17 protein-coding genes are annotated in these 16,018 nt (G+C 71.8%); 8 read left to right on the top strand and 9 right to left on the bottom strand.

Annotation, left to right across the window (positions count from 1 at the left end; translation table 11 throughout):
• The first annotated feature begins 51 nt into the window (after nucleotides 1–51).
• Nucleotides 52–534, top strand: a complete 483-nt coding sequence (locus tag ACGFRF_RS11150) for an HAD domain-containing protein (RefSeq protein WP_393738471.1) — start codon at nucleotides 52–54, stop codon at nucleotides 532–534.
• A 197-nt stretch (nucleotides 535–731) separates the two neighbouring features.
• Here ACGFRF_RS11150 and ACGFRF_RS11155 read toward each other — a convergent pair whose 3' ends face one another.
• Nucleotides 732–3,122, bottom strand: a complete 2,391-nt coding sequence (locus tag ACGFRF_RS11155) for an ATP-binding cassette domain-containing protein (protein ID WP_393738473.1) — start codon at nucleotides 3,120–3,122, stop codon at nucleotides 732–734.
• A gap of 161 nt (nucleotides 3,123–3,283) precedes the next feature.
• On the opposite strand from ACGFRF_RS11155, the gene ACGFRF_RS11160 reads away from it, so the two are divergent.
• The 3 genes from ACGFRF_RS11160 (at nucleotide 3,284) to ACGFRF_RS11170 (ending at nucleotide 4,941) form a co-directional block, all read left to right on the top strand.
• On the top strand, nucleotides 3,284–3,781 hold the full coding sequence (locus ACGFRF_RS11160) for a helix-turn-helix domain-containing protein (protein ID WP_393738475.1): 498 nt from the start codon (nucleotides 3,284–3,286) through the stop codon (nucleotides 3,779–3,781).
• A gap of 76 nt (nucleotides 3,782–3,857) precedes the next feature.
• Nucleotides 3,858–4,487 (top strand): hypothetical protein, encoded by a 630-nt coding sequence (locus ACGFRF_RS11165; protein WP_393738477.1) that lies wholly within the window; start codon nucleotides 3,858–3,860, stop codon nucleotides 4,485–4,487.
• Between the two features lie 109 nt (nucleotides 4,488–4,596).
• Nucleotides 4,597–4,941 (top strand): DUF2516 family protein, encoded by a 345-nt coding sequence (locus ACGFRF_RS11170; protein ID WP_393738479.1) that lies wholly within the window; start codon nucleotides 4,597–4,599, stop codon nucleotides 4,939–4,941.
• Nucleotides 4,942–5,028: 87 nt separating this feature from the next.
• On the opposite strand, the gene ACGFRF_RS11175 is transcribed toward ACGFRF_RS11170, so the two are convergent.
• The 3 genes from ACGFRF_RS11175 to ACGFRF_RS11185 all read right to left on the bottom strand — a co-directional run bounded on the left by ACGFRF_RS11175 (nucleotide 5,029) and on the right by ACGFRF_RS11185 (nucleotide 8,698).
• Nucleotides 5,029–6,330 carry a PP2C family protein-serine/threonine phosphatase gene (locus tag ACGFRF_RS11175; protein ID WP_393738481.1) on the bottom strand — a complete coding sequence of 434 codons (1,302 nt, stop codon included), beginning with the start codon at nucleotides 6,328–6,330 and terminating at the stop codon, nucleotides 5,029–5,031.
• Nucleotides 6,331–6,634: 304 nt separating this feature from the next.
• The gene (locus tag ACGFRF_RS11180) at nucleotides 6,635–7,717 is read right to left on the bottom strand and encodes an NlpC/P60 family protein (RefSeq protein ID WP_393738483.1); all 1,083 of its coding nucleotides are present in this window, start codon (nucleotides 7,715–7,717) and stop codon (nucleotides 6,635–6,637) included.
• A 195-nt stretch (nucleotides 7,718–7,912) separates the two neighbouring features.
• A complete protein-coding gene (locus ACGFRF_RS11185; protein WP_393738485.1) occupies nucleotides 7,913–8,698 on the bottom strand; it encodes a class I SAM-dependent methyltransferase in 786 nt (261 codons plus the stop codon).
• A 275-nt stretch (nucleotides 8,699–8,973) separates the two neighbouring features.
• Between ACGFRF_RS11185 and mshA the strand changes: the two genes are divergently transcribed.
• The 3 genes from mshA (at nucleotide 8,974) to ACGFRF_RS11200 (ending at nucleotide 12,564) form a co-directional block, all read left to right on the top strand.
• Nucleotides 8,974–10,311: a D-inositol-3-phosphate glycosyltransferase gene (mshA, locus tag ACGFRF_RS11190; protein WP_393738487.1), complete on the top strand. Its 1,338-nt coding sequence runs from the start codon at nucleotides 8,974–8,976 to the stop codon at nucleotides 10,309–10,311.
• Nucleotides 10,304–10,804 (top strand): YbjN domain-containing protein, encoded by a 501-nt coding sequence (locus tag ACGFRF_RS11195; RefSeq protein WP_393738489.1) that lies wholly within the window; start codon nucleotides 10,304–10,306, stop codon nucleotides 10,802–10,804. Before mshA ends, ACGFRF_RS11195 begins: the two co-directional genes overlap by 8 nt.
• 113 nt (nucleotides 10,805–10,917) lie before the next feature.
• Nucleotides 10,918–12,564 (top strand): glycosyl hydrolase family 28-related protein, encoded by a 1,647-nt coding sequence (locus tag ACGFRF_RS11200; protein ID WP_393738491.1) that lies wholly within the window; start codon nucleotides 10,918–10,920, stop codon nucleotides 12,562–12,564.
• Here the strand turns inward: ACGFRF_RS11200 and ACGFRF_RS11205 are convergent.
• Complete coding sequence (locus ACGFRF_RS11205; RefSeq protein WP_393738493.1) at nucleotides 12,546–13,340, bottom strand: AraC family transcriptional regulator; 795 nt, start codon at nucleotides 13,338–13,340, stop codon at nucleotides 12,546–12,548. The two genes, ACGFRF_RS11200 and ACGFRF_RS11205, sit on opposite strands and share 19 nt — an antisense overlap.
• Here ACGFRF_RS11205 and ACGFRF_RS11210 point away from each other — a divergent pair.
• A complete protein-coding gene (locus tag ACGFRF_RS11210; RefSeq protein ID WP_393738495.1) occupies nucleotides 13,339–13,815 on the top strand; it encodes a DUF2000 family protein in 477 nt (158 codons plus the stop codon). The two genes, ACGFRF_RS11205 and ACGFRF_RS11210, sit on opposite strands and share 2 nt — an antisense overlap.
• A gap of 17 nt (nucleotides 13,816–13,832) precedes the next feature.
• On the opposite strand, the gene ACGFRF_RS11215 is transcribed toward ACGFRF_RS11210, so the two are convergent.
• The 4 genes from ACGFRF_RS11215 to ACGFRF_RS11230 all read right to left on the bottom strand — a co-directional run bounded on the left by ACGFRF_RS11215 (nucleotide 13,833) and on the right by ACGFRF_RS11230 (nucleotide 15,958).
• Complete coding sequence (locus tag ACGFRF_RS11215; protein ID WP_393738497.1) at nucleotides 13,833–14,306, bottom strand: carboxymuconolactone decarboxylase family protein; 474 nt, start codon at nucleotides 14,304–14,306, stop codon at nucleotides 13,833–13,835.
• Nucleotides 14,307–14,666: 360 nt separating this feature from the next.
• Complete coding sequence (locus ACGFRF_RS11220) at nucleotides 14,667–14,888, bottom strand: hypothetical protein (RefSeq protein ID WP_393738499.1); 222 nt, start codon at nucleotides 14,886–14,888, stop codon at nucleotides 14,667–14,669.
• Nucleotides 14,889–15,306: 418 nt separating this feature from the next.
• Nucleotides 15,307–15,699, bottom strand: coding sequence for a hypothetical protein (locus ACGFRF_RS11225; RefSeq protein ID WP_393738501.1), 393 nt, complete (start codon nucleotides 15,697–15,699; stop codon nucleotides 15,307–15,309).
• Between the two features lie 70 nt (nucleotides 15,700–15,769).
• Nucleotides 15,770–15,958, bottom strand: coding sequence for a hypothetical protein (locus tag ACGFRF_RS11230; RefSeq protein WP_393739383.1), 189 nt, complete (start codon nucleotides 15,956–15,958; stop codon nucleotides 15,770–15,772).
• Between the last annotated feature and the right edge of the window lie 60 nt (nucleotides 15,959–16,018).

The following is a 16,018-nucleotide window of genomic DNA, read 5'->3' on the forward strand; positions in this document are numbered from 1 at the left end:
ATGCCTGCCTCTCCGGGCGGGCGAGGCCCCCAGGGCTCATCCTGGACCGTGATGCTGCTCTTCCTCGACGTCGACGGCCCGCTCATCCCGTTCGGGGCGGCGGACCGCGCCTACCCGGTGTTCGCGGGCCCGCCGGGTGCCGCCGCCACGCACTCGCTGCTGGACCGCGTCGACCCCGCGCTCGGCCCACGGCTCACCGCGCTGGGCTGCGCCCTGGTGTGGGCCACGACCTGGATGGACGACGCCAACTCCTGCCTCGGGCCCTGGCTGGGCCTGCCCCCGCTGCCGGTCGTGCAGTGGCCGGACGAGGACGAGCCTTTCGGCCCGCTGCACTGGAAGACACGGCCGTTGGCCGCCTGGGCGGCGGGCCGCCCCTTCATCTGGGTGGACGACGAGATCACCGAGGCAGACCGCGCCTGGACCGCCGTCCACCACCCCGGTCCGGCCCTGCTGCACCGGGTCGACCACCGGTACGGGCTCACGGAGGCCGACTTCCAGGTGCTGGAGGAGTGGCGCGGAGCGGCCGGCTGCTGAGCCTCAGCTCCTCGCCACCGTCCGGCCGGACCACCACCCCGTGCCCCCGCACACACCGCCGCCGTCAGGAACGCCCACGGTGTCGTTCCTGACGGGGTGAAGCCGGGGCTCGGGTGGGAGAAGGAATCCGGAGGATCGACCGCGGCGGGCCCGTACCCGTCGCCGGCGGGGGAGGCTCCGGGCGTCGCCGTGTCGGATCAGGCGCCGACGTACTCCGCGAGGTGTTCGCCGGTGAGGGTGGAGCGGGCGGCGACGAGGTCGGCGGGGGTGCCCTCGAAGACGACGCGGCCGCCGTCGTGGCCGGCGCCCGGACCGAGGTCGATGATCCAGTCGGCGTGGGCCATGACCGCCTGGTGGTGCTCGATGACGATCACCGACTTGCCGGAGTCCACGAGCCGGTCGAGCAGGCCGAGCAACTGCTCGACGTCGGCGAGGTGGAGGCCGGTCGTCGGCTCGTCCAGGACGTAGACACCGCCCTTCTCGGACATGTGGGTGGCCAGCTTCAGCCGCTGCCGCTCACCGCCGGACAGCGTGGTGAGCGGCTGGCCGAGCGTGAGGTAGCCGAGGCCCACGTCGGCCATGTTCCGCAGGATCCTGTGGGCGGCGGGGGTGCGCGCCTCGCCGGTGCCGAAGAACTCCTCGGCCTCGGCCACCGGCATCGCCAGCACCTCGCTGATGTCCCGGCCGCCGAGGTGGTACTCCAGCACCGAGGCCTCGAACCGCTTGCCCTCGCACTCCTCGCAGGTGGTGACGACACCGGCCATCATCGCCAGGTCGGTGTAGACGACGCCGGCGCCGTTGCAGGTGGGGCAGGCGCCCTCGGAGTTGGCGCTGAACAGCGCCGGCTTCACGCCGTTGGCCTTGGCGAAGGCCTTGCGGATCGGCTCGAGCAGTCCGGTGTACGTCGCCGGGTTGCTCCGGCGCGAGCCGCGGATCGGCGTCTGGTCGATCGACACCACGCCCTCGCCGGCCGGGATCGACCCGTGCACGAGGGAACTCTTGCCGGAGCCGGCGACGCCGGTGACGACGACGAGCACGCCGAGCGGGATGTCGACGTCGACGCCCCGCAGGTTGTGCCTCGTCGCACCGCGGATCTCCAGCGCGCCGGCCGGCTTGCGCACCGTCTCCTTGAGGGCGGCCCGGTCGTCCAGGTGGCGGCCGGTGAGGGTGCCGCCGGCCCGCAGCCCCTCGACGCTGCCCTCGAAGCAGACGGTGCCGCCCGCCGTGCCGGCGCGGGGGCCGAGGTCGACGACGTGGTCGGCGATCGCGATGACCTCCGGCTTGTGCTCCACGACGAGCACCGTGTTGCCCTTGTCCCGCAGCCGCAGCAGCAGGTCGTTCATCCGCCGGATGTCGTGCGGGTGGAGGCCGATGGTGGGCTCGTCGAAGACGTAGGTGACGTCGGTGAGCGAGGAGCCGAGGTGGCGGATCATCTTGGTGCGCTGCGCCTCGCCGCCCGAGAGGGTGCCCGCCGGCCGGTCGAGCGAGAGGTAGCCGAGGCCGATCTCCACGAACGAGTCGAGGGTGTCGCCCAGCGAGGTGAGCAGCGGCGCCACGGACGGCTCGGCCAGGCCGCGCACCCATTCCGCCAGGTCGCTGATCTGCATGGCGCAGGCGTCGGCGATGCTGATCCCCTGGATCTTGGACGACCGGGCCGCCTCGGTGAGCCGGGTGCCCTCGCACTCGGGACAGGTGGTGAAGGTGACCGCGCGGTCCACGAACTCCCGGATGTGCGGCTGCATCGCCTCCCGGTCCTTGGCGAGCATCGACTTCTGGATGCGCGGGATGAGCCCCTCGTAGGTCATGTTGATGCCCGCGATCTTCATCCTGGTCGGCTCGCGGTGCAGGAAGTCGTGCCGTTGCCGCTCGGTGAACGCGCGGATCGGCTTGTCCGGGTCGAAGAGGCCGGACTCGGTGTAGAGGCGGTAGTTCCAGCCGCCCGCCTTGTAGCCGGGGATGGTGAGCGCGCCCTCGTTGAGCGACTTGGAGTCGTCGAAGAGCTGGGTGAGGTCGATGTCGGTGACCGAGCCCCGGCCCTCGCAGCGCGGGCACATGCCGCCGGTGATGCTGAACTCGCGCCGCTCCTTCACGGTCTGCCCGCCGCGCTCCAGGGTGACCGCACCCGCTCCGCTGATCGAGGCGACGTTGAAGGAGAACGCCTTGGGCGAGCCGATGTGCGGCTCGCCGAGGCGGCTGAAGAGGATGCGCAGCATCGCGTTGGCGTCGGTGACGGTGCCGACGGTGGAGCGCGGGTCGGCGCCCATCCGCTGCTGGTCGACGATGATCGCGGTGGTGAGCCCGTCGAGGACGTCGACGTCGGGCCGCGCCGGCGTCGGCATGAAGCCCTGCACGAAGGCGCTGTAGGTCTCGTTGATCAGCCGCTGCGACTCCGCGGCGATGGTGTCGAACACGAGGGAGCTCTTGCCCGAGCCGGAGACGCCGGTGAACACCGTCAGCCGGCGCTTGGGGATCTCGACGCTGACGTCCTTGAGGTTGTTCTCCCGCGCCCCGTGCACCCGGATCAGGTCGTGGCTGTCGGCACGGTGGGGCGCGGACGCCGTCGCTTCGGTCGTCGTGGTCGTGGTCATCGTGTCTCCGTCTCTGGGGGCCGCCGCCGACACGCTAGCCGCAGCGCCACGAGCGGTGCTTCTCGAATTCTGACCGGTTCTCCGCGCGTCCCCTTCCCCTTCGACACACTATTGCAAGCAGGTGCTTGCAATTGTTAGCGATGGTGGGGCAAGGTGGAGGCATGGCATCGCTGAACGTCGGCAATCTCGGTGAGTACCTGCGCGAACAGCGGCGGAACGCCCAGCTGTCGCTGCGGCAGCTCGCCGACGCCGCCGGGGTGTCCAATCCGTACCTGAGCCAGATCGAGCGTGGGCTGCGCAAGCCCAGCGCGGAGGTGCTCCAGCAGGTCGCCAAGGCCCTGCGCATCTCCGCCGAGACGCTCTACGTCCGCGCCGGGATCCTCGACGCCGATCGGGACGGGCAGGACCGCGTCCGGGAAGGTGGGACGCGCGCCGCCATCCTCGCCGATCCCTCGCTCAACGAGCGGCAGAAGCAGGTGCTGCTCCAGATCTACGAGTCCTTCCGCAAGGAGAACGGATTCGGGATCGGCGAGCCCGTCGCGGACGAGGACGACGAGGACGGCGCGGGGACCACGGACCAGGGCACCGGCGGCACCGCCGTGCGCGGCGCCCGCACGGCCGACGCAGAAGATGCCGGTCCGCGGCGGACGGCCGGGTAACCGGACCAGGGCGCCGGCCGCCCCACCGCGGACCACACCAACCTCAGCCGAACGCGAATCCGGGAGGACCATCACCATGGCCATCACCGACGACCTGCGCAAGACCCTCAGCGACCCGACCCCGCTCTACTTCGCCGCCGGCACCGCCGACCTCGCCCTCCAGCAGGCCAAGAAGGTGCCCGGCCTGGTCGAGCAGCTGCGCGCCGAGGCCCCGGCCCGCATCGAGGCCGTACGTAACACCGACCCGAAGGCCGTGCAGGAGAAGGCCTCGGCTCGGGCCAAGGAGGCGCAGGAGACCCTCCAGACCAAGGTCAACGAGTTCCTCGGCAACCTCGACGTCGACCTGAAGAAGCTCGGCGAGTCCGCCCAGGACTTCGCGCTGCGCGGTGTCGGTGTCGCCGCCGAGTACGCCGTCAAGGCCCGCGAGGCCTACGAGAAGGTCGCCGAGCACGGCGAGCAGGCCGTGCGGACCTGGCGCGGCGAGGCCGCCGAGGAGATCGAGGACCTGGCCATCGCCGTCGAGGGCAAGGCCGAGCCGGGCGAGGTCAAGACCGAGCCGAAGCCGGTCGAGGTCAAGGCCGAGCCGAAGCCGGCCGAGCCCGTCGCGGAGAAGAAGCCCGCGGCGAAGAAGGCGCCGGCCCCCCGCAAGATCACCACCCCCACCCCCACCACCACCGCGAAGAAGACGACCCCGCCGGCCAAGTGACCATGGCCGACGAGGCGTGTACGGGCCGGGCACCTTCGGGGTGCCCGGCCCGTTCTATGGGTACGGTGGCTGTACTGACGACTCGACCCAGGTGGTGGGCATTGTGCTGATGACGGCATTCGGCGGCGTGATGTGGCTGATCTTCACCGCCATGCTGGCCATGGCCGTGGTGGCGTTCGTGATGGCCGCGCTGTTCCGCGAGGACGCGTACCGCGCCGCCGACAAGCAGAACAAGGGCTTCTGGCTGATCATCCTGGGTGTCGCGGTCGCGGTGAACCTGTTCGTCCCGATGCTGTTCCTGCAGCTGGCGGGCCTGGTGGCCACGATCGTCTTCTTCGTGGACGTCCGCCCGGCGCTCCAGCAGGTCTCCGGCGGCCGTGGCCGCGGCTGGGGCCGCCGCCGCGGCGGAAGCAGCAGCGACGGCCCCTATGGGCCGTACAACGGGGGTCGTTAGGCACAGCCACGCGCCGCGTGCCGGGCGCGGGTGCGTGCGGGCCGTTCGCAGCCACGAGCCACCGCACCCGTCGTAGGGGAGGTTCCCCTACGACGCCCGGTCCAGCAGGACCACCGCGACGTCATCGGTCAGCTCGCCACCGTTGAGGTCGCGGACCTCGTTCACCGCGGCCCGCAGCAGGTCCTCACCCCGCAGCCCCTCGGAGAGCTGGCGGCGGATCATCTCCACCATGCCGTCCTGGCCGAGCCGCTCCCCGTCCGCACCGACCCGGCCCTCGATCAGGCCGTCGGTGTAGAGCATCAGGCTCCACTCGGCGCCCAGCTCGACCTGCATGCGCGGCCAGCGGGCGCCGGGCAGCAGGCCGAGGGCGGGGCCGTTGTTGTCGTACGGCAGCAGGCACGCGGGCCGACCGGGGCGGGCGATCAGCGGTGCCGGATGGCCGGCCAGGCACAGGCCCGCGCGGCGGCCGTCGGGGGCGATGTCCACCGTGCACAGCGTCGCGAAGATCTCCTCGTCGGCGCGCTCGTGCTCCAGCACCTCCTGCAGCGTGCCCAGCAGCTCGTCGCCGCACAGCCCGGCCAGGGTCAGCGCCCGCCAGGCGATGCGCAGCTCCACGCCGAGCGCGGCCTCGTCCGGGCCGTGGCCGCAGACGTCACCGATCATGGCGTGCACGGTGCCGTCAGGGGTGCGGACGGCGTCGTAGAAGTCGCCGCCGAGCAGGGCCCGGGAGCGGCCGGGGCGGTAGCGCGCGGCGAAGCGCAGCGCGGAACCCTCCAGCAGCGGGGTGGGCAGCAGACCGCGCTCCAGGCGGCGGTTCTCCTGCGCGCGCAGCTTGCCCTCGGCGAGCCGGCGCTCGGCGGTGTCGGACCGTTTCCGTTCCACCGCGTACCGGATGGCGCGGCTGAGCAGGCGGCCGTCCAGCTCGTCCCGGAAGAGGTAGTCCTGGGCGCCCACGCGCACGGCCTCGGCGCCGCGCTCGGCGTCGGCGGAGGCGGTCAGCGCGAGGACGGCGTGCCGGGGCGCGAGCTGCAGCACGTGCTTGAGCACGGCCAGCTCGTCGTCCGCGTCGCGGCCTGCCGGGGCCGGGAGCGCGAGGTCCAGCAGGATGCAGTGGACGTCGTCGGTGAGCAGCCGCTCGGCCTCGGTGAGGTTGCGGGCGGTGCGGACGCGGATCGGCTTGCCGGCCGGGTCCAGCAGGTCGGGCACGATCGGCGAGCCTGCCGGGTCGTCCTCGATCAGCAGCAGGGTGAGAGTGGCGCCGGTGCCGCTCATGGGCGTGGCGTCGCGGTGGGCCTCTTCCTTGAGGGGGCCGCCGACTGCGGAGGCGGCCTGCGCCTGACCACTCTCCACGGCCGGGATCGCTCTCTGCCGCGGTACGGGTACGGGCATCGTCTTGGGTTCCTTCCCTCCCCCCGAGGGCACGGCGGCGTCGAGGGGTCTCGACCCACCGACGGGTGACCATAGCGGCTGTGCCCGCCCCGATGGAATGGTGTGAGCCGCGTCGCTCCCGCGCAGGCCGTTGTCATATGCCGCGATCCGTACCGCAGTTGGACAGGACGCGGGCCCGAAGGGGATGACGAAGCTCACGTCCTGGCCCGGTTTGGGCGCTGATGGCCCGTGCAGTGGGTCACATGACGTACGTCACCGGGGACATGACCGGATGACGTGGCCCACCCGGGCCCGGAGCCGTGCCTCAGGCGTCCGGGCGTACGACACCGAGGATCGGCATCGAGCCGGCGCCGGCGACCGTCACCGTACGCCCCGGGCGCGGGGCGTGGATGATCGCGCCGTCCCCGAGGTACAGCGCGACATGGCTGGCGTCGTCGAAGTAGATGATGAGATCGCCGGGGCGCATGTCCTTGGTGTCGACGTGCTTCAGCTGCTTCCACTGCTCCTGCGAGGTGCGCGGGACGGGGTGGCCGGCCGCCGCCCAGGCCTGGGAGGTCAGGCCCGAGCAGTCGAAGGAGTCCGGCCCCTCGGCGCCCCACACGTACGGCTTGCCGAGCTGGGCGGTGGCGAACCGTACGGCCTTCTTGCCCCGCGCGGAGGCCTTGCCGTCGACGTCCTTGAGGACGCCGGTGTCCAGCCAGGCGGCCTGGGCCTTGCGGGCGGCCTCCTCCTCCAGCGCGGCGAGCCGCTCCTTCTCCTTCTTCTCCAGCCGGGACTCGAGCTTCTCGGCGGCGGCGATCTGCTGCTCGATCTTCTTCTTGGCCGCCGCCTTGGCCTTGCGGCCCGCCTCCAGCTTCTTCCACTGGGCGGAGGCGTCGTCGGCGTACTGCCGCAACTCCTCCTGGGTGCGGGTCATTTCGCCGAGCAGCTTCTTCGTCGCCCGCTGTCCCTGCATCACCAGTCCGGCGCCGTCCAGGAACTGGCCCGGGTCGTCGCTGAGCAGGAACTGGGCGGTGGGCGGCAGTCCACCCGTGCGGTACTGGGCCCGGGCGGAGGCGCCCGCCTGGTTCTTGAGCTTCTTCAGCTTCTGCTGTCCCTCGACGATCTTCTTCGCCAGCGCGACGATCTCGGCGGACTGCTTCTTCGCCTTCTCCTCGGCCGCGTTGTAGGCGTCGGTGGCGACGGCCGCCGCGTGGTAGAGCGTGTCGAGCTTCTCGCGGACCTGCTCAAGGTCCTTGCCCGGCGGGGGAGTCGGGGTGGCCGGGGAACCGCTCGGCGTCGGGGTGGGGGTGGGTGCCGCGAACGCCGTACCGGGCGCCGCGAGCACGGTCACCGCGCAGACCACGGTCAGGGCGGCCGTGAGCAGGCCGCGCTTGCCCGTACCCATACCTCGTCCCCCCAACTGATTTACTGTCAGTAACTTACGGCCGCCTGAGGGATCGTGCCACGGCGGCGCGCAAAGTGACAGAGGCCGACGGAAGTCGGACTTCCCCCGTTGACCGCCGTGTACGTCGATCTCCCCGCCGGTGTGACGAACGACGCACGAAGATCGTTCCGTTCCGGCGCCCCCGAACGGGTGATGTCAGACGCGGGGTGCCAACGCTCCCCACGCCACCGTCACTTCGCCCTGGCGCCAGCGCGCCGCGGAATCCGTCACCGGCCAGTCGGCGGTGAGGTCCCGGACCGCGCGGATCCAGCGCTGGCGGGCACCGTAGGAGGCGTAGGGCGCGGCGGCGGCCCAGGCGCGGTCGAAGTCGCGGAGGAAGGCGTGCACGGGCTCGCCGGGCACATTGCGGTGGATCAGCGCCTTCGGCAGGCGCTCGGCGAGGTCGGAGGGGCGGTCGAGGGAGCCCAGCCGGGTGGCGAAGGTGACCGTGCGCGGGCCCTCCGGGCCGAGCGCCACCCACACGTGCCGCCGCCCGATCTCGTCGCACGTCCCCTCGACCAGCAGCCCGCCGCGCGAGGCGCCGTCCGCGGGGGCGAGCCGTGCGCACAGCCGCTCCCAGACGGCGGCGACCTCGGTCTCGTCGTACTGCCGCAGCACGTTGGCGGCCCGGATGAGCAGCGGGCGGCCGGGGACCGGGACCTCGAAGCCGCCGTGCCGGAAGACCAGCCCGTCCCGCTCGTACGGCCTGGCCGCCGCCACCCGTTCCGGTTCGATCTCGACGCCGACCACGCGCGCGCGGGGCGCGGCCGAGCGGAGCCGGGTCAGCAGCTCCACGGCGGTCCAGGGCGCGGCGCCGTACCCCAGGTCGACGGCCACCGGATCGCCCGCGCGCCGCAACTCGGGGCCGTGCGTGGCCGCGATCCACCGGTCCATGCGACGCAGCCGGTTCGGGTTGGTCGTCCCGCGCGTCACCGTTCCCACGACGGAGGTCCTCCCGCTCGAGCGGAGCCGAGAGTGGGGGAGGGTCGCTGCGCGGGCTGTCATACGTACGAGGGTAAGTGGGCCCCGTGGCGGTGCGGTCGCCCCGTCGGCTCGCGCCCCGACCCCCCTGGTGTTCGAACGGTTGATCGAGAACGGGTAATGATTGGGTAAAGCCGGTTGTTCGGGAAATGGCGGGGCACCCGTCCGCTGTTGGACCTCCTTGGAGGGCGAGGTCGGTCCTCCGGCAGGCATGCCCGCAGAAGGAGGAACGCCAGGTGAGCCAGTACGGCAGCAGGCTCGGGCGACGCTCCCCGTCGGCCGCCCCCCGGCTCCGGCTGCACCGAAGGCCCCGCCGGATCGCCATGCTGTCCGTGCACACCTCCCCGCTCCACCAGCCCGGTACCGGCGACGCCGGCGGCATGAACGTCTACATCGTGGAGCTGGCCCAGCGACTCGCCGCGATCAACATCGAGGTCGAGATCTTCACCCGGGCCACGGCGGGCGGCCTCCCGCCCACGGTCGAGCTGGCCCCCGGCGTCCTCGTCCGGCACATCGACGCGGGCCCCTACGAGGGCCTCGCCAAGGAGGACCTCCCGGCCCAGCTGTGCGCCTTCACGCACGGCGTGATGCAGGCCTGGGCCGGTCACCGCCCCGGCTACTACGACCTCGTCCACTCCCACTACTGGCTCTCCGGTCACGTCGGCTGGCTCGCCGCCCAGCGCTGGGGCGTGCCCCTGGTGCACGCCATGCACACCATGGCCAAGGTCAAGAACGCCAACCTGGCCGACGGCGACACGCCCGAGCCCGCCGCCCGCGTCATCGGCGAGACCCAGATCGTCGCCGCCGCCGACCGGCTCATCGCCAACACCGCCGAGGAGGCCGACGAACTCGTCCGGCACTACGCGGCCGACCCCGCCAAGGTCGCCGTCGTCCACCCCGGGGTGAACCTGGACCGCTTCCGCCCCGCCGACGGCCGCGCCGCCGCCCGCGCCCGCCTCGGCCTTCCGCAGGACGCCCTGATCCCCCTGTTCGCGGGCCGCATACAGCCCCTGAAGGCCCCTGACATCCTGCTGCGCGCGGTGGCCGTGCTGCTCGACGAGCGTCCCGAGCTGCGCTCCCGCATCCTCGTCCCCGTCGTCGGCGGCCCCAGCGGCAGCGGGCTCGCCAAACCGGAGGGGCTGCAGAAGCTCGCCGCCCGGCTCGGCATCGCGGACGTCGTACGGTTCCGCCCGCCGGTCGGCCAGGAGCAGCTCGCGGACTGGTTCCGGGCCGCGTCCGTCCTCGTCATGCCGTCCTACAGCGAGTCCTTCGGCCTGGTCGCCATAGAGGCGCAGGCGGCCGGCACCCCGGTGCTCGCGGCCTCCGTCGGCGGCCTGCCGGTGGCCGTGCGCGACGGCGGAACCGGCTTCCTCGTGCGCGGCCACCATCCCGCCGACTACGCGCGCGTGCTGGGCCGTTTCGCCGACGAGCCGCCCCTCTCGGCGAGCATGGGGCAGGCCGCCGCCCGGCACGCCCAGTCCTTCGGCTGGGACACGGCGGCAGCCGCCACCGCCGACGTCTACACGGCCGCGGCCCAGTCCCACCGCCGTCGCGTACGCTCCCACCATGGGTGATGTCGAGAAGACCAGCCAGGTCCTGGAGGCCGTCCTCAAGGACGCCGAACTGGAGTGGGAGAGCCCCGAGCCCGGAAACTACGTGGTCAAGCTCCCGGGCACCCGCAAGCTGTCCACGACGGTCGCCTTCCTCGTGGGCCGCCACTCCCTCTCCCTCAACGCCTTCGTCATCCGCCACCCCGACGAGAACGAGGCCGGCGTCCACCGCTGGCTGCTGGAGCGCAACCTCAAGCTGTACGGCGTGAGTTACGCCGTGGACCGCCTCGGCGACATCTACGTCACCGCCCGCCTTCCGCTCGCCTCCGTCACCCCGGACGAGATCGACCGCCTGCTCGGCCAGGTCCTGGAAGCGGCCGACGGCGCCTTCAACACCCTCCTGGAACTGGGCTTCGCCTCCTCGATCCGCAAGGAGTACGCCTGGCGCGTCTCCCGCGGCGAGTCCACCCGGAACCTGGATGCGTTCAAGCACCTGATCGAGCGCCCGGCGGACTGACCCTCTTTTCTTTCGTACGACCCCTTTCCCGCCCGATGCTGGCAGTGGCATGCTCACCGCCAACGCACTCCTGAACAACATTCATATTCATGAATATGAAGGGGCGGGTGGACATGAGCAACGCGCACCTCACCAGACGGACCCTGCTCGCGGGCGCGACGGCGGTGGCCCTGGGCGCCGCGACCGGCACCGCCCGTGCGGCCGAAGTCCCCTCGCTCTGGGAGGAGTTCCGGCACACCCCGTTCACCCACCCGCAGATCCCCTACGTCGGCCGGTCCGGCTACCGCGGCGGAGCCCCCCGCTTCCCCCGCCGCCATGTCGTCGCCGACGTCACCGACTTCGGCGCCGTGGCCGACGGCAGCACCGACTGCGCCCCCGCGATCAACCGTGCCATCGCCGCCGCCGGAAGGGCCGGCGGTGGCACGGTCACCATCCCGCCCGGCACCTTCCGCATCGACGACGTCATCCGCATCGGCGACTCGAACGTCGTCCTGCGCGGCGCGGGCAGCGGCCGTACGACCCTGTACGCGACGAAGAACCTCACCGAGCTGATCGGCGTCTACGGCTCCCGCTACGGCGGCGACAAGTCCTCCTGGTCCTGGGCGGGCGGCCTCATCTGGCTCGCCCCGCACGCCCGTTGGGACTCCCTGGTCGCCGCCATCAGGTCCCACGCCTGGCCCTTCGAGGGCTGGACCGGCAACAGACGCGACGAGTGGACGACCCTCACCACCGTCGCACCGGCCCGCCAGGGCGACCGGACGATCACCGTCGCCGACCCCGCCCGCCTGCACCCCGGCCGGCTCGTCCTCCTCCGCCTCGCCGACGACCCCGCCCACACCCTCCTCCAGCACATGGCGGGCGGCGGCCCCGGCCCGGCCGCGTACTCCTGGGACGACAAGACGAAACTGACGTCCTACGTCCCCTACGAGTGGCCCGTCCGCATCACCCGCGTGCACGGCCGCCGCATCACCCTCGAACGCCCCCTCCCGCTCGACATCCGCCCGGAGTGGGACCCCCGGCTGACCACCCACGTCACCGAGCTGACCGGCTCCGGCGTCGAGGCCCTGACCCTGGAGGCCGTGCAGACCCCCCAGTCGCCCCACCTCCTCGACAAGGGCTACAACGGCGTCGTCCTCCAGTGCGCCTACGACTGCTGGGTGGACGACGTCACCGTCCGCCACGTCGACAACGGCTTCGGCCTGGTCGCCGCCTCCGCCTGCACCCTGCGGCGCACCCGGGTCGCGGGCCGCGGCTCGCACCACCCGTACTTCTGCCGCGAGGGCTCCCACGACAACCTGATCGAGGACTTCACGATCGAGGAGCGCACGGTCCCCGCCCCCTCCGGCACCCAGCTGCACGGCATCAACGTCGAGGGCCTGTCCTCCTACAACGTCTGGTCGCGCGGCGACATGCGGATGGGCACCTTCGACAGCCACCGCGGGCTGCCCTTCGCCAACGTCCGCACCGACATCACCGTGAACAACAACGGCCGCCACGGCGGCGACGCCAACGCCGGACCGCTCTTCGGCGCCCGCTTCACCCACTGGAACATCCGGGTCACCAACGGCCGCGCGGGCCTGATGAAGATCGACGCACTGGCGCCGTACTCGGCGACGGCCGGCCTCAACACGGTCACGGAGTTCGACCAGACCGACGTCCCCGACTTCACCGGTGACCTGCACTCCCGCCTGGAGCTGTACGGCACCACGGACGCCGTCCGCCCGCGCAACCTGTACGAGGCTCAGCGCGCACTGCGGTAACGCCCCGGCGTCACCCCGACCAGCTTCTTGAAGTGCCGGGTGAGATGGGCCTGGTCGTAGAACCCGGCCACCGAGGCCACCTCGCCCGGCGGCAGCCCGTCCAGCAGCAGCCGGCGGGCCCTGCCCACCCGGCGGGACATCAGGTACTGGTGCGGGGCGATGCCGTACGCGCCGCCGAACACGCGCACCAGATGGGCGGGATGGGCGTGCAGCAGCCGGGCGGCCTCCTCCAGTGACACCCCGTCGACCAGCCGGGCGTCCAGCAGCTCCCGCAACCGGCGGGCCAGCACCGGATCCCGGCGCGCTCCCGGCGGCCCCGTGCGGTGCCGCAGATGGTCGCGCAGCCGCTCCCCGACGAGGGTCAGCCTGCTCTCCGCCTCCAGCTCGTCACCGGGCCGGGCGAGCGCGGAGTGCAGCTGCCCGACCCGCAGCCGCAGCACCGGGTCCCGCAGATCCGGACCGTCGACGGCCGCCCCGATCAGCTCTTCTCCCAGGCGGCTGCTGTCGAGGTAGACGACCCGCTTGCGGAAGCCGTCCGGGGTGGCCGGGGAGCCGTTGTGCGGGACGTGCGGCGGCAGCAGCGAGACGGTGTCGTGCGGGGTGCCGTGCTCGTGCCGGTCGAGGTCGTACCGCACGGCCCCGTCGTCCACGATGAGCAGCGTCCAGGCGTCATGGACGTGCATCGGATAGGCGTACTCGGTGAAGTGGGCGTGGAAGACCTCGGTGACGCCCGGGACACGGGGACGCCACGCGGTGACTTCCTGCCGGGCGGCCATGCAAAGAACGTACAAGACGAGGACGTACGGCGATCGGCAGTCTCATTCCATGAGCGCTGAACCCATCCGTTTCGACACGAAGATCGCCGTACTGCTGCGCGGGGACCTGGAGCCCTGGCAGCGCCTGAACGTCACCGCGTTCCTGGTCAGCGGCCTGGGCGCGACGGTCCCCGAGGTGATCGGAGAGCCGTACGAGGACGCCGACGGCGTGGCCTACCTGCCGATGTTCCGGCAGCCGGTGCTGGTCTTCGAGGGCACCAAGGAGACCCTGAAGGCGGCCCACGGCAGGGCGCTGAGCCGTGCCCTGCCCCGGGCGGTGTTCACGGCGGACCTGTTCTCGACGGGCAACGACCGCGACAACCGCGCGGCGGTCCGTGCGGTCCCGACCGCCGAGCTGGACGTGGTCGGGCTGGCGGTGTACGGCCCGCGCAACGGGGTGGACAAGGTGCTGAAGGGGGCACGGATGCACCCGTGAACCCCCTCCGCGGCCGCTTATCCGAACATGCCGGGCACGTAGTCGCCGGCGGGCTGCTGGACGATGACGTTCGCGCGGTTGTAGGCGTTGATCAGGGCGATGAGCGCGACCAGGGCGGCGAGCTGCTCCTCGTCGTAGTGCTTGACGGCGTTCGCCCAGGCGGCGTCCGTGACCCCGCCGGCCGCGTCGGCGATCCGGGTGCCCTGCTCGGCCAGCTCCAGGGCGGCCCGTTCGGCCTCGGTGAACACCGTGGCCTCCCGCCAGGCCGCCACCAGGTGCAGGCGGGTGGCGCTCTCGCCGGCCGCGGTGGCGTCCTTGGTGTGCATGTCCGTGCAGAACGCGCACCCGTTGATCTGGCTGGCGCGGATCTTCACCAGCTCCTGTGTGGCGGCCGGCAGCGCGGAGTCCGCGATCACCTTGCCCGCCGCGTTGAAGTGCTTGAACAGCTTGCCGGTGAGGGGGTTGGTGAGAAGGTTCAGCCGAGCGTCCATGGCCTGCTCCCGTCTTCTTGCCGCTGCTTACACCTCTGTGACGGGAGCGGCCCGACGGGATGTGACATGCCTGAATGTGATGCCCGTCACAATGAGCTGCCGGGGGTGGCTTCTCACCTCCGGGTGGGGCGGGAGACGTCCGAGATGTCGGCTTGGGAAGCGTCCTCGAACAGGAAGGTCTCGTTCTCCCCGAAGTCAGGGGCCTGGAAGGGGCTCGTCGTCGGAGGCGGCGATGCCGCGGCGGCATAGCGGGGCGTCCGTTCCGGGGCGGAGAACAGCGAGGTCAGGTCGATGAGAGGTCTTCCAATCGGTACAGAGCCGTGAAGCAGGCCGGCGTGCCCGTGACCGGGCACAGCGGTCCTACAGCTTGCTCATCTTGGTGTACGGGCTCAGGATCCGCTCTTGCATCGAACCGAAATCGACGAGTGCCGCGATTCCGTCCTCGATGCCGATCACTCGGCCGAGGCCGTACATGTCGTGCGTGACCTGGTCGCCCACGGCGAAATGCTTGGGGGGCGGCGCGACCGGGGCCTTGAAGGGGCTGGTGGGCAAGTAGCGCTTCGGTGCAGCTGGCTTAGTCATTGTGACCAGTATGCGCCTGCCGGCCTCTGTTCGCGGCGGCCGTTCACGTCCGTTGTCCGGCACGGCCCCGACCCGACGACCGCCGCGCGGGCAGCCTTATGGGGCAGACGCGGCTCTGACCTGCGAAACGTCCACCTGGACGGTCCCGGGAGCCGACCACGCCCACTCTCGGACCGATCATCGACTCCGAGCCGGTGACGTTCGTCCCTCTCGATCTGGTGCGCGATTGCGCCGCAGGACCTCCGTGCCGCGACACCGCTCACACGGCCGCGTGCGCGTCCGTCAGGGAGTCGAGCTCGGGATGAGGCGGCCCACAGTGGAGGATCGCCTCCACCGCCGGCCACTGCTCGACGCAAGCCGTCCGGATGAAGCGGTGGCTGACGTGCGGCGTCCCGCTGACGCCCCACTCAAAGGGGAGCTATCCCGGCCACCCGACCTGCACACGGCCGGGTTCGCACAGGCTGTGAGGATGCCCCGGAGAGCGGTACCACGTTGCGAGCACCAGCCAGAGCAGCACCGCTGTGGCAAGGACCGTCCATGCCAGGGGCACCAGCAGACCCCGGCGCCCGGTCACCTTGCGCATCACGGCCCACAGCACGGTCGAGGCCGTCGCCGTACCGATCGCCGCCACGACCAACCACATGAACGGCTGGGCATGGCGACCGAGGTGGCAGCTCGCCCAGGAATGGAGCAGCAGCACCGAGGTCACCGACCCCGATCCCAGAAAGACCACCCAGCCGATCAACCAGGCGCCGGCGTTGTACTGCGGACTGCTGCCCGCGGGGGAAGGCCGGACTTCCTCGGTGCTCACGGAATCACCTTCCCGTAGTCGGTGCCGGGCTCACCGGGCAACGGTCGAGCCGCCCTGGCGACGCGCGATGCTACATCCCACGCCCCTTCGTGCTCATCGAGCCGAACGGCTCCGGTCGGTCGGCCTCCTCCCGCAGCCGCGCCGCCACCATCCGGGCCCGCGCCGACGGCTCCTCGGGCGCGCCCTCGGTCCCCGCCTGGGCCTCACGAAGGAAGCGCTCCCACTCTTCGTCCGGTATGGACTCCTCGCCCCTGCCCACGATGGGCCCCGCCCTTCTCGCATACCCGGCCCCTCCCCAGGGCCGGCCATCTCCCGTGCA

Origin of the sequence: Streptomyces sp. NPDC048521, from assembly GCF_043199855.1 — a bacterium.
GTDB lineage: Bacteria > Actinomycetota > Actinomycetes > Streptomycetales > Streptomycetaceae > Streptomyces.

Bases quoted from the DNA above. Each gene is read 5' to 3' on its own strand.
- ACGFRF_RS11150 (WP_393738471.1), top strand. From the start codon at position 52: ATGCTGCTCTTCCTCGACGTCGACGGCCCGCTCATCCCGTTCGGGGCG.
- ACGFRF_RS11155 (WP_393738473.1), bottom strand. From the start codon at position 3,122: ATGACCACGACCACGACGACCGAAGCGACGGCGTCCGCGCCCCACCGT.
- ACGFRF_RS11160 (WP_393738475.1), top strand. From the start codon at position 3,284: ATGGCATCGCTGAACGTCGGCAATCTCGGTGAGTACCTGCGCGAACAG.
- ACGFRF_RS11165 (WP_393738477.1), top strand. From the start codon at position 3,858: ATGGCCATCACCGACGACCTGCGCAAGACCCTCAGCGACCCGACCCCG.
- ACGFRF_RS11170 (WP_393738479.1), top strand. From the start codon at position 4,597: ATGACGGCATTCGGCGGCGTGATGTGGCTGATCTTCACCGCCATGCTG.
- ACGFRF_RS11175 (WP_393738481.1), bottom strand. From the start codon at position 6,330: ATGCCCGTACCCGTACCGCGGCAGAGAGCGATCCCGGCCGTGGAGAGT.
- ACGFRF_RS11180 (WP_393738483.1), bottom strand. From the start codon at position 7,717: ATGGGTACGGGCAAGCGCGGCCTGCTCACGGCCGCCCTGACCGTGGTC.
- ACGFRF_RS11195 (WP_393738489.1), top strand. From the start codon at position 10,304: ATGGGTGATGTCGAGAAGACCAGCCAGGTCCTGGAGGCCGTCCTCAAG.
- ACGFRF_RS11200 (WP_393738491.1), top strand. From the start codon at position 10,918: ATGAGCAACGCGCACCTCACCAGACGGACCCTGCTCGCGGGCGCGACG.
- ACGFRF_RS11210 (WP_393738495.1), top strand. From the start codon at position 13,339: ATGCAAAGAACGTACAAGACGAGGACGTACGGCGATCGGCAGTCTCAT.
- ACGFRF_RS11205 (WP_393738493.1), bottom strand. From the start codon at position 13,340: ATGGCCGCCCGGCAGGAAGTCACCGCGTGGCGTCCCCGTGTCCCGGGC.
- ACGFRF_RS11215 (WP_393738497.1), bottom strand. From the start codon at position 14,306: ATGGACGCTCGGCTGAACCTTCTCACCAACCCCCTCACCGGCAAGCTG.
- ACGFRF_RS11220 (WP_393738499.1), bottom strand. From the start codon at position 14,888: ATGACTAAGCCAGCTGCACCGAAGCGCTACTTGCCCACCAGCCCCTTC.